Source organism: Aeromonas sp. QDB25, from assembly GCF_027707725.1.
Classification (GTDB): domain Bacteria; phylum Pseudomonadota; class Gammaproteobacteria; order Enterobacterales; family Aeromonadaceae; genus Aeromonas; species Aeromonas caviae.
This window is the reverse complement of record NZ_JAPCIZ010000099.1, coordinates 1-12,136: the sequence shown is the minus strand read 5'-3', so window position 1 is coordinate 12,136 and position 12,136 is coordinate 1. Positions and strand designations below refer to the sequence as shown.

The window sequence follows — 12,136 nt, the reverse complement described above, 5'->3', positions numbered from 1 at the left end:
GATCAGACACTGACGGCAGCTATGCTCGATAGACTGTTACATCATGCACACATCGTTCAGATCAGCGGTGAAAGCTATCGTTTGAAAGAGAAACGCAAAGCGGGGGCCACACCCAAAACCAATTAACCCCATGTCCGGGTGGATCACTTTTCAATCGGCGAAATTAGCCAGAGTGGATCAGTTTTCGGTCGGCGTTGACAGGAAAAAGTTGTGGCGCTGGTTCCGTGTCCAAAAAACCATGACCAAGCTCTTGGGATATCACTATTCCGTTGCTACGGATCTCCTCGAAATTGATATCACCTACCAATGCAACCTCAAGTGTAATAACTGTAATCGTTCATCGGCGCAGGCGGCGGAGGCGCGTCATATCACTGTTTCAGCTATCAGCGATTTTGTCGCCGAATCTCTGAAGCAGGGGCGTGTGTGGCGACGCATTAGAATTCTTGGCGGAGAGCCAACCTTGCACCCTGAGCTGGCAGCCATTCTGGATGAACTCTATGAACTAAAAATGCAACAACCGGATACTGTCATTCAGCTCGTGACTAATGGATATGGACGAAGGGTTGCAAAGGTATTAACCAGCTTGCCTGAATGGTTGGAAATTGAACACTCGACCAAGACGGATAATCTTCAGCCAGAATTTGGCCCCTTTAATCTCGCCCCGAAAGATAGCTGGTATCACCGTCATAGTGATTTTGCTAATGGTTGTGACATTGCCAGTAGTTGCGGTATCGGCCTGACGCCACAAGGCTTCTATCCTTGCGCTGTCGCTGGTGGTATTGACCGAGTGATGGGATTGCAGGATGGGCGTGCGCACTTACCAGACCCTCATGATGATATGAGAGACCTGATGGTTTCTGCGTGTGCTTTATGCGGTCGTTTTCGTGATGGGCATTATGTGCCACCTAAGTTGCGGCCTCGTCTCTATCACCAACAGACATCACCATCGTGGGAGATAATCTACCAACAGTGGTCTAAGCAGCGCAGTAGGACGTTAGGTTTGAAAGAGATGCGCAATGAGTAAAAGGCCGTGATGTGGCATGTCATAGGTAATGGCCCCGGTACTGTGCATTGTGGTCAGCACGAGAGACGAGTGCGCTTCAATCAGCCCATTCCGAAGGATGATTGTAATTGTTTGACCATTTGCAATGGCAACTTGGTCGGGAGTTATATGCCTTTTGTTGTGCATGGCGAGTTGCAAGAGGATGGATTTCCCGAACGCTTATCCGCTCATGCCAGGGTTTTGGAACTAGAGCTAGGCTGTTGGCCCTCAAGTGGTTTGACAGCATTATCCTGCTTGCTCGGGCCTGGTTCCTCGCTGAAAGTGAGTGCAATGAACCTATTACCCTCACTGTAAGCGCCGTTAAATCGACCTACTTGCCTTCGTTGTATTGCGCCACTTTTTTTGAAATCGGCTCCAGAGCCACATTCCACGGTAGCAGCGCTTCCAGCTTTTCCAGGCTGTCCGCTTCGCCGATCCGCGCCAGCACATAATTGATATACGCTGACGGCTCCAGTTGATTGGCTTTGGCGGTCTCCAGCAACGAGTAGCAGGTCGCGCTGGCCTTCGCTCCTTGCGCGCTATCGGCGAACAACCACGCCTTGCGACCCACCGCGAAGGGGCGGATTGCGTTCTCCGCCAGGACATTGCTGATGTGCAGATCGCCTCGCTCGCAGTAACCCACCCGACAGGGCCACTGCGCCAGCGTGTACTCCATCGCCCTACGCGTCAGCGAGCCTTTCATCACCTTGCCGACGTTATTCCAGGCATCAGCGGATTGTTCGCAAAATACCATTTGGAATGAATATGCACCAACGGATCCGCCAACAGAGCATCAACAGATAGCCAACGATACTCTCCATGCTGAGCACAGGGCAAAGCATCGGGCTGCAGAGGCAGAACCACCTCGAACCCAAGCACCACATAGTGAGTCGAGAACTGCTCGCCAAACACATTATCGCTGTAGTGATGCTCATAGGGCCCGAGAAACCTGGCTTGGGCAAGCGTCAACTCGACACCCAGCTCTTCCCGTACCAGACGGGAAAAGGCCGCATCAAAATGCTCACCCTTGCGGATCCGCCCACCAGGCACAAACCAATAGCCTTGAGCCGGTCGATTCAACCGCTTACCGAGCAATACATTACCGTCCATATCCCGAACCACCAGATCCATGGAGATAAGTGGTGCATGCTCGATGATGGATGAAAAGAGGGCGTCTGGTAGACGCCCTTGTGTTGTGATTTGACTCATCCGCGGAACTTGTCCTGATTGGCCAGGAACCAGGCATAGGTGCTGGTTAACCCCTCTTCGAGAGAGATTTGATAGCGCCACCCCAGTGAAGCCAAACGACTCACATCCAGCAGCTTACGCGGCGTACCATCCGGCTTGCTGGCATCAAAGGTCAATCGCCCCGGGAAGCCAACGACACGCGCCATGGTCTCAGCCATCTCGCGGATGGTGCAATCGACACCCGTCCCCACATTGATATGTGAAAGCATGGGTTGAGTGTTGGCCTGATAGCTCTTGTCATCCAACTCCATCACATGAATTGACGCGGCAGCCATGTCATCCACATGCAAAAACTCGCGCATGGGGGTACCCGACCCCCACACCACTACCTCAGCGTCACCACGCTCCTTCGCCTCGTGGAAGCGACGCATCAGAGCCGGGATCACATGGGAGTTTTCCGGGTGGAAATTGTCATTCTCACCATAGAGATTGGTTGGCATCACGCTGCGATAGTCACGACCAAACTGGCGGTTATAGGATTCGCACAGCTTGATCCCCGCAATCTTGGCAATGGCATAGGGCTCATTGGTCGGCTCCAGCGAGCCTTGCAGCAGTTCACTCTCCTGCATGGGCTGTTTGGCCATCTTGGGGTAGATACAGGAGGAACCCAGAAACAGCAGCTTCTGGACACCAGCCAGATGCGCGGCATGAATGATGTTGCACTCCATGATCAGATTTTCATAAATGAAGTCGGCAGGATAGGTATTGTTGGCATGTATGCCCCCTACCTTGGCTGCCGCCAGATAAACCTGATCGATCTGCTCGGTGGCAAAAAAGTGCTGAACTGCCGCCTGGTTGAGCAAGTCCAGTTCATTTCGGCTGCGAGTGACCAGCGTGACATCGTCACGCTGGCTCAACTGACGCACAATTGCCGAGCCGACCATACCTTTATGACCGGCAACAAAGACGCGCTGCTTGGTCATGCTCTTAACCTTCCAAAGAGATGGAGACGTTGTGACCATGGGCCTTCAGCAGAGCATGGCGCTTGGCTTGCTCCAGATCACTGGCAACCATTTCGGCGCACATCTCTTCCACGGTAATTTCTGGAACCCAACCCAGCTTGTTCTTGGCCTTGGTGGGGTCACCCAGCAGAGTCTCTACTTCTGCAGGACGGAAATAGCGCGGGTCAACACGGACTATCACATCCCCTACCTTGACAGCAGGAGCGTTGTCACCCGTTACGGCAACCACAGTCGCTATCTCATCCACACCCTCACCCGAGAACTGCAGCTCGATACCCGCTTCCTTGGCCGACATGCGCACGAACTCGCGAACAGAGATCTGCTTGCCGGTAGCGATAACGAAGTCATCAGCCTGCTCCTGTTGCAGCATCATCCACTGCATGCGCACGTAATCCTTGGCATGACCCCAGTCACGCAGGGAGTCCATGTTGCCCAGATAGAGGCATTTTTCCAGGCCTTGAGCGATATTGGCGATGGCGCGGGTGATCTTGCGAGTAACAAAGGTTTCGCCACGACGTGGGGACTCATGGTTGAACAGAATGCCGTTACAAGCGTACATGCCATAGGCTTCACGGTAGTTCACTGTGATCCAGTAGGCATACATTTTGGCGACAGCATAGGGAGAACGCGGGTGGAAAGGTGTGGTCTCTTTTTGCGGTATCTCTTGCACCAAACCATACAGCTCAGAAGTAGAAGCTTGGTAGAAACGGGTTTTCTTCTCCAGCCCCAGGAAGCGGATTGCCTCCAGCAGACGCAAAGTGCCCATGGCATCCACATCAGCGGTATATTCCGGCGCTTCAAAAGAGACGGCTACATGGGACTGCGCACCCAGGTTATACACCTCATCTGGCTCCACCTCTTTGAGAATACGAGTCAGGTTGGAAGTATCGGTCAGATCCCCATAATGCAAAAAGAAACTAGGGCTGGTCTCATGACGATCCTGATAGATATGGTCAACACGTTGCGTATTGAACAGTGAGGCACGGCGTTTGATACCGTGCACTTCATAACCCTTTTCCAGCAAAAACTCGGCCAGGTAGGAGCCATCCTGGCCCGTGATACCGGTGATCAGCGCTTTCTTCTTGGTCATATTATTTCCTACCTATTATCAACATCGGTCATCCCTGATGACCACAAATCATAAATATTTGAGCATCCCAATTAAGGCATCACCCAAAACCTGACCTGACCCCACCCTCCCCTCGCAAAGAGGAGGTCGGGAGGGGTCACACAGCCTGAATATTTTTCAGCGCCTGATCCACACAACGCTGCGCCACCGCGACACTATCGGCCTCCGCATAGCAACGCAATTCCGGCGCATTGCCGGATGGACGCAGATGGACGATGCAACCATCGGCCAGCGTGATACGAAGGCCATCGGTCGTATCAACACCCGCCACACCAGCGCCGTCGAAACCCAGTTGACTCAGCAGCGCCTGGGGATCGGCCTTGCCTGCGGCCAGAATCGCCTGACTGCGGGCCGTCGGGAAATCCTTGATGCGATCGGAATGAGTGAAGCGCTGTGGCAGCGCGGCAACCAGAGGCGAAATGGCCCCCTTGCCTGCCGCGGCCAGCAACATCAGGGCTGGCAATACGGCATCCCGAGTCGGCAGCGCCGCCAGAGGCTTGCCCGCCAACTCGATATCGCTGCCCAGCAGGAAGCCACCATTGGCCTCGAAACCGGCGATCCGGCCATAGCTCTTGGCCAGTTCGGCAAATTCGGCAATCACATAGGGCGAGCCAATCCTGGTCAGTGCGACCTTGGCAAAGCGGCCACTGCTGGCCACGGCCGTATTGCAGCTGACCGGAATCGCCACCGCCTCGATACCCAGCGCATCGGCACAGAGCAGCCCCAGAATATCGCCGCGCAGCCAGTCGCCGTTTTCATCGGCAACCAGCGGCCGATCCCCATCCCCATCGGTAGAGAAGATGGCATCCAGCTGATACTCAGCGGACCAACGACGCGCCTTGGCCTTATCCTCTTCGCCTACCGCCTCGGTATCGATGGGCACAAACTCATCACTACGTTCCAGCGATACCACCTCGGCTCCCAGCTGACGCAGCAACGGGGCATAGAGATCACGCCCGGCACTGGAGTGCTCATAAATACCGATGCGTTTGCCCACCAGTAGATCGGTGGCAAACAGCGAGCTATAACGCTCACAATAGGAACGAGCGGCCTCGGGGCGAACCGTCAAGGTCGGCAGTTCAGGCAGCGGCGCGAACTCTACATTCGCCGAGAGGATCGCCTGCTCATCCGCCTTGGTGATTTCACCATCCGGACGGTAGAACTTGAGGCCATTGCGATCAAACGGAATATGACTGCCAGTGACCATGATACAGGGCATCTTCTCCTGCATGGAGTGATAGGCCAGCGCCGGTGTCGGCACTACCCCATAGTAAAGCGGCTCGATACCAGCCTGCAGCAGGGCGGCAGCACAGGCTTGCGCCATGGCCGGGCTGCTGGGGCGGTTGTCGATGGCCAATGCCATCTGCTTGACAGCAAACTCCTGACGCATCACGGCCACAAAGGCATGAGTAAAGGCGGCACACACCTCAGGCGTAAAATCGACGACCAGACCCCGCGCGCCGCTGGTCCCAAAAGCCACACCGCCCTCAGCGATCAGGGTTGAACTATTCAGTGACGTTGTCATTACAAAATCCTTTTAATCACTAATTAGCAATAGGTTATCAGGCAAATTGGGCCACCGACTCACCTCGACCAATGGCGTAATAGGTGAAGCCATCGCGCTTCAAACGAACCGGATCATAAAGATTGCGACCGTCAAATACCACGGGCTGCTTGAGGGAGTGCTTGATCAAGGCCCAATCCGGCGCCTTGAATTGCTGCCACTCGGTACAGATCACCAGGGCATCGGCACCCTTGAGTACCGCCTCACGGGTGCCTGCCAACTGCAGATCATCCCGCAGACCATAGATACGCTGGGCTTCCTGCATGGCTTCAGGGTCATAGGCCTGCACCGTGACCCCCGCCGCCCAGAGTGACTCCATCAGCACCCGGGAAGAGGCCGCACGCATATCATCCGTATTGGGCTTGAAGGAGAGACCCCACAGGGCTATGGTCTTACCGGCCAGATCACCCTTGAAGTGGCGAGTAATAAAGCTGAACAGCTTATGCTTCTGCCGCTCGTTGACGTTTTCCACCGCCTGCAACAGCTCGGGTTGGTACTCTACGCCACCAGCAGTGCGGATCAGTGCCTGCACATCCTTGGGGAAACAGGAGCCGCCATAACCGCAACCTGGGTAGATAAACTGGTAACCGATGCGCGCATCAGAACCTATGCCCTTACGCACCATCTCAATGTCGGCGCCCAGACGCTCAGCCAGGTTAGACATCTCATTCATAAAGGAGATCTTGGTAGCCAGCATGCAGTTGGCGGCATACTTGGTCAGCTCGGCAGAGCGGATATCCATGAAGATGATCTTTTCATGATTGCGATTGAAGGGGGCATACAACTCCTGCATCGCCTCTTTCACCCGCTCATTGTCGGTACCGATCACGATACGATCCGGGCGCATGCAGTCGTTAACCGCCGCCCCCTCTTTCAAGAATTCCGGGTTGGAGGCCACGGCAAACTCGAACGCCACACCGCGCTCCGCCAGCGTGGCCGCAACCGCCGCTTTCACCTTGTCGGCCGTACCGACCGGCACGGTCGATTTATTGATGATGATCTTGGGGCTCAGCATGTGCTGGCCTATGGTGCGAGCGACCGCCAATACATATTTGAGATCGGCCGAACCATCTTCATCCGGCGGTGTACCCACGGCAATAAACTGCAACTCACCGTGCTGTACCCCTTCGGTGGCCTCGGTGGTAAAACGCAGGCGACCCGCCTCGTAGTTTTCCTGCACCAGAGGGGTCAAACCGGGTTCATAGATAGGAATGACGCCTTTTTTAAGCGCCTCGACCTTGGCGCTGTCGACATCCACGCACATCACGTCATGCCCAACCGAGGCCAACACAGCTGCTTGCACCAGACCAACGTATCCAATACCAAAGACTGTTACTTTCATGGGAGGTTTCCTATCCATGTGGCGCAGGACAACTCCAGCATCCTGCTTATTAATTAAATTCCGTCAGGGCCATAGGTACGATTCCCCTTCGCTCATCGCACCGACACACCCTCCCATTGAAAAAATGGGAGGGAGAAAATCTTACTCCTCCCCCTGCCAAGGGGGAGGCCGGGAGGGGGGGTAAGGCTGGGAGTTAGGCTCTACCGTAACGATCCTCAAACCGCACTATATCGTCCTCGCCCAGGTAAGAGCCGGACTGCACCTCGATGAGCTCAAGGGGTATCTTGCCGGGGTTTTCCAGAGCATGGATTTGTCCCACAGGCAGGTACACTGACTGGTTCTCGGTGACCAGTTGTACCTTGTCGCCATTGGTAACGCTGGCCGTGCCGGAGACCACGATCCAGTGTTCGGCCCTGTGATGATGCATCTGGATGGAGAGCTTTTCGCCCGGCTTCACAGTAATGCGCTTAACCTGATAGCGGGCGCCATTATCGATGGAGTCATACTTGCCCCAAGGACGGTAGACTTCACGGTGAATATGGTGCTCTTTACGGCCGCTAGCCTTGAGTTGCTCCACCACCTTCTTCACATCCTGCACCTGATCTCGGCGCGCCACCAAGGTAGCGTCCTTGGTCTGCACCACGACCAGATCATCCACGCCCACCAGGCTCACCAGTGAGCTTTCGGCGAAGACATAGTTGTTGTGGCTGTTCTGCACCAGCACATCACCCTGGTTGACGTTGCCGCTGCCATCCTTCAGGCTGATCTCCCACAATGAGGACCAGGAACCTACATCGCTCCAGCCGGCGTTCATCGGCACCACGACCGCATCCTGGGTCTTCTCCATCACCGCATAATCGATGGAGTCTTCAGGGCAGGCAGTAAAGGCCGCCTTGTCAACACGCACAAAATCCATATCCGTGCCATTGCCAGCAAGCGCCTCTTCACAGGCGGCATAGATGTCGGGGCGGAAGGCTTTAAGCTCGGTCAGGTAACGACTGGCCTTGAAGAGGAACATACCGCTGTTCCAGTAGTAATCGCCACTGGCCAGGTACTGCTTGGCAGTCTCCAGGTTAGGCTTCTCGACAAACTGAGCCACCGTATAGCCACTATCAGCCAGGCTGTCGCCACGGCGGATATAGCCATAACCGGTCTCGGGGGCTGTTGCCACTATGCCGAAGGTCACCAGCTTGTCAGCCTCCGCAAAGGGCGCCGCAGCCTTCACCGCATGACGGAAGGCAACCGGGTCTTTGATCACATGATCGGCCGCCAGCACCAGCAATAGAGGGTCATCACCACTCTTCAGGGCGGTGAAGGCCGCCAGGGCGATGGCCGGTGCCGTATTGCGTCCTACCGGCTCAAGAATGATGTTGCCCGCCAATTTGCCCTGCTCACGCAACTGTTCCGCAACCAGAAAGCGATGATCTTCGTTGCAGATAACCAGAGGATTGGAGCAAGCGAGCCCCTCTAACCGGGCGACCGTGTTTTGCAACATGGTCAACTCGCCATCCAGCTTCAAGAACTGCTTGGGGAACAAGACACGGGAAAGGGGCCACAGGCGGGAACCATTACCACCTGCCATGATCACAGGGGAAAGCTTCATAGTCGTCATATCCATAACCAAGGTAAAATTTCAATCCTTTCAGCTCAGCGACGAGCCAGCAACTGCCTGCCAGCTAACAGGATAAACAGGGAATTCGTGACAAAATAGCGACGCCATAACCGTCTGGGTTCAGAGCAGAGGCGATGCAACCACTCCAGACCGGCATGCTGCATCCATAACGGGGCGCGCTTGATGGTCCCCGCATGATAATCAAATGCGGCCCCTACGCCTACCATGACTGCGTTAATCTTGCCTCTATGGTCGGCCATCCACTTCTCTTGTTTAGGGCAACCAAGGCTCACCCAGACGGAACCCGCCCCTGAGGCATTGATACGAGAAATGATCTCTTCATCTTCGGCCTGGGTTAAAGGGCGAAATGGTGGTGAATAGGCACCCGCTACCTTGAGTTCGGGAAAAGAGTTTGCCAAAACACCCTGCAGAATGGATAAGGTCTCGGGTGTGCCACCATAGAGATAGATGGACTCGCCACGTTCAGCAGCCAAGGCACAATACTTCCACATCAGATCCGGACCGTTGATCCGTTCCTGATTAGCGTGGCCCAACTTTCGCAACATCCAAGCCACAGGTGCACCATCCGGGGTCACCATGTCGGCACCTTGCACTATCTCGCCAAATGCAGGCTCTTGAGTAGCCGTTACGACAGAGTGCACATTGGTGATACAGATATAACGGCTCTCATGGTTCTGGGCCCAAGTCGAGATGCGCTCCAATGCCGTCTTCCAGGAGAGCACATCTATGGAGGCAGCCAGCACCTGCTCGCGCACCCGCTCGATTGCATCAGCCATTCACCTTCACTCCCTGTACGTCAGCGATAGCATCACGATATATCGCCATCAGTTGTTGGTAATTAATTTCGGCCGTATAAAACGCCTCGTACCTGGCTCGCGCGGCCTCGCCCATGACCCGCATCTGCTCGGGGTGGGCCTGGGCCCACTGCAACTTCGCAGCCAAATCGTCAGCATCACCTGGGTTAAACAATAGCCCGGTCACGCCCTCTTCAACTAACTCGGCCATTGCCCCCAAGCGGCTGGCTATAACCGGTAAGCCACAGCCAAACGCCTCAACCAGTGTCCGAGGAAAATTTTCATACCACACGCTCGGCAACACCAGAGCCAGGGACTCGCTCATCTTGAGGCGTACAGCATCGGTACTCAGCGCCCCGAGTAACTGGATATTAGCGACCTGCTCCAGCCGTGCCTGCTCGGGGCCACTTCCTGCCACCTGGATCTGAACCTGGGTTTGACGTGCAGCACGAGCAAGTACATCCACCCCCTTCTCAGCCGAAAGTCGGCCGACAAACAGAAAGTCGCTACGCTCCGTCACAGCTGGACGAGGGAAATCCACAAAATTGGCCTTGATGACCACCCGCTCGGCAGGGAGCCCGCCTTGTATAAATTTTTGCCGACAAAACTCATTCAATGCTATGTAGCGTGTCACTTTATCTTGCCAAGTGCCTAACAACCTATGGAATGACACCATACCGGCCAATACTGCGCTTTGAACCTTAGAGTCGCGATAACAACCGTGGACGACACCACGCCAGGGCACGCCCCCCATACACGCTTCGCACACCTTACCCTCACGCAGAAACATGGCTTGTGGACAGAGCAAGCGGAAATTATGCAGGGTCTGTACGACAGGAATATGATGCTTGGCCGCCACCCAGTAGATGACAGGAGAGATCATAGGAAAGGTGTTATGCACATGGATCACATCGGGCTGGAAGCGTTCCAACTCGGCGGCAAAGTCAGCGGCAACGCCTGAAGCCCAAAAGGTATTCGCCACTAACGCCAACTTGCTGACCTTGTGAATATCGTCATTATGTCGGGAAAAGAGAGCCACATGGTGGCCTCGCTGCCTCAACAATTGCTCCTCGGCCTCGACAACCGTATCTTCACCACCCTTGTGCTGGTAGCCATTGTGAACAATCAATACCCGCTCTTTCATGCCCTGCCTCGCAACGGTGGCTGCTGCAAACACTGCACCAAGCCCTGGGTAAAGTTCCGCGCCATATTCTCGACCGTGTACTCTCTGGCACTATTCAGGCAACCCGCTCGCAACCTAGCTAGAGCGTCATCATCAGCCAGCAATGCCTGAACCTCGGCGACATAACTAGCGAGATCGTTAGCCGTCATCAGTCCGTTAACACCAGAGTGCAAATAAGCTATCTCCGGGCTATGCAGTCCACAATCAGTCGTCAGCATGGGCACCCCCGCCACAAACGAGTCGAGAATGCCGAGCCCCACCAGACCCGGGTTGAGCATCACATCCGCCAGGCTGAGCAGGTCCACCTTCTCCTGCCCCTTGCGAACCCCCAGATAGTGAGCCCAGGCATGAGTGGCACAAAATTGCTCGACCAATGTTTGCTGCGCACCTCCACCAATGATCAGCAGCACAAAATCGGGGTTGGCTTTTTGTAACTGCTCCGCCGCGGACAGCAGAAAATCAATCCGCTTCTCTTCATATAGCGAGCCAATATAGATACCTACTTGTTTACCCGTTAGATTTAATTCATTTCGCCAACGGGCTTGGCTTTCGGGCGTCACAGCTGCGCACTGCGCCGCTAACTCGGCGGTATCTATCGAGTTATTAAGTACAGTAATACGTTCCGTAGGAAAACCACTGCGTTCAATCAGCGGTACGCTCATCTGGGTATAACCAAACCACCAATCGGCATAGCGTGCCACCCTGCGCTTAAAGCGTTCGCGTAAACTTTTGGGGTTACCCTGTAAATTGGCACCATGACCCCAATAGATAAACTTTAATTTTTTATAAAAAAACTGGGGAATAAAGTTATATAATAGTTTATTTTCGAGCGCGACCACTACGGCATCGGTATCAACTAGATATCGAGCGAATGGCTGCCAGCAGATCTTGCCATCAAATAAATAGTGAGTTTTTAACTTTTTGCCCCAAGATAGCTCTGCACCATCCTGTTTAGCATTTTCCGCTGTAGTTGCCGTACCATAAGCCACCTGTAACTCAATGCCGTTGTTCTGGCAATGCTCACGTAGCGAGTTAAAGAAAGCCAACCGATAATGGGTCATGCGACGCTGAATGACTAAAACCTTTTTTAACTTTTCCGCTTCATTCATCTGCCATAATCCTTATAACTCGCGAATTCAGATAATAACTGCAACACCCATGGTGCATAGGAGAGAAGAGGCCAACTGCCGGTTCTGGTACGCTTCTTCTCGCCAAAGAAACAAAGCGGAACACCATGAG

At 54.5% G+C, this 12,136-nt stretch carries 11 protein-coding genes and 1 pseudogene; 2 read left to right on the top strand and 10 right to left on the bottom strand.

The window, feature by feature from the left end:
* Both PG883_RS21000 and PG883_RS20995 read left to right on the top strand, forming a co-directional pair.
* A partial coding sequence (locus PG883_RS21000) for an ATP-binding protein (RefSeq protein WP_270807994.1) occupies window positions 1-126 on the top strand: 126 nt, incomplete at its 5' end.
* A gap of 4 nt (window positions 127-130) precedes the next feature.
* The gene (locus PG883_RS20995; protein WP_270807992.1) at window positions 131-1,024 is read left to right on the top strand and encodes a radical SAM protein; all 894 of its coding nucleotides are present in this window, start codon (window positions 131-133) and stop codon (window positions 1,022-1,024) included.
* 349 nt (window positions 1,025-1,373) lie between these two features.
* Here PG883_RS20995 and PG883_RS20990 read toward each other — a convergent pair.
* The 10 genes and pseudogenes from PG883_RS20990 to PG883_RS20945 all read right to left on the bottom strand — a co-directional run.
* A pseudogene (locus PG883_RS20990) lies at window positions 1,374-1,763 on the bottom strand (IS66 family transposase); the annotation flags it as partial.
* Window positions 1,745-2,251, bottom strand: coding sequence for a GDP-mannose mannosyl hydrolase (locus tag PG883_RS20985; protein ID WP_270807990.1), 507 nt, complete (start codon window positions 2,249-2,251; stop codon window positions 1,745-1,747). The gene PG883_RS20985 and the pseudogene PG883_RS20990, both read right to left, overlap by 19 nt.
* Entirely contained in the window at window positions 2,248-3,213 is a 966-nt protein-coding gene (gene fcl / locus PG883_RS20980) for a GDP-L-fucose synthase (RefSeq protein WP_270807988.1), read from the bottom strand. Before fcl ends, PG883_RS20985 begins: the two co-directional genes overlap by 4 nt.
* A gap of 4 nt (window positions 3,214-3,217) precedes the next feature.
* Window positions 3,218-4,342: a GDP-mannose 4,6-dehydratase gene (gene gmd, locus PG883_RS20975; protein WP_270807986.1), complete on the bottom strand. Its 1,125-nt coding sequence runs from the start codon at window positions 4,340-4,342 to the stop codon at window positions 3,218-3,220.
* 136 nt (window positions 4,343-4,478) lie between these two features.
* Entirely contained in the window at window positions 4,479-5,906 is a 1,428-nt protein-coding gene (locus PG883_RS20970) for a phosphomannomutase (protein WP_270807984.1), read from the bottom strand.
* A gap of 37 nt (window positions 5,907-5,943) precedes the next feature.
* The gene (locus tag PG883_RS20965; RefSeq protein WP_270807982.1) at window positions 5,944-7,287 is read right to left on the bottom strand and encodes a UDP-glucose dehydrogenase family protein; all 1,344 of its coding nucleotides are present in this window, start codon (window positions 7,285-7,287) and stop codon (window positions 5,944-5,946) included.
* Window positions 7,288-7,480: 193 nt separating this feature from the next.
* Window positions 7,481-8,890: a mannose-1-phosphate guanylyltransferase/mannose-6-phosphate isomerase gene (locus PG883_RS20960; protein ID WP_270807980.1), complete on the bottom strand. Its 1,410-nt coding sequence runs from the start codon at window positions 8,888-8,890 to the stop codon at window positions 7,481-7,483.
* A 44-nt stretch (window positions 8,891-8,934) separates the two neighbouring features.
* Window positions 8,935-9,696, bottom strand: a complete 762-nt coding sequence (locus tag PG883_RS20955) for a WecB/TagA/CpsF family glycosyltransferase (RefSeq protein WP_270807978.1) — start codon at window positions 9,694-9,696, stop codon at window positions 8,935-8,937.
* Window positions 9,689-10,858, bottom strand: a complete 1,170-nt coding sequence (locus tag PG883_RS20950) for a glycosyltransferase (RefSeq protein ID WP_270807976.1) — start codon at window positions 10,856-10,858, stop codon at window positions 9,689-9,691. Before PG883_RS20950 ends, PG883_RS20955 begins: the two co-directional genes overlap by 8 nt.
* A complete protein-coding gene (locus PG883_RS20945) occupies window positions 10,855-12,006 on the bottom strand; it encodes a glycosyltransferase family 4 protein (RefSeq protein ID WP_270807974.1) in 1,152 nt (383 codons plus the stop codon). Before PG883_RS20945 ends, PG883_RS20950 begins: the two co-directional genes overlap by 4 nt.
* Between the last annotated feature and the right edge of the window lie 130 nt (window positions 12,007-12,136).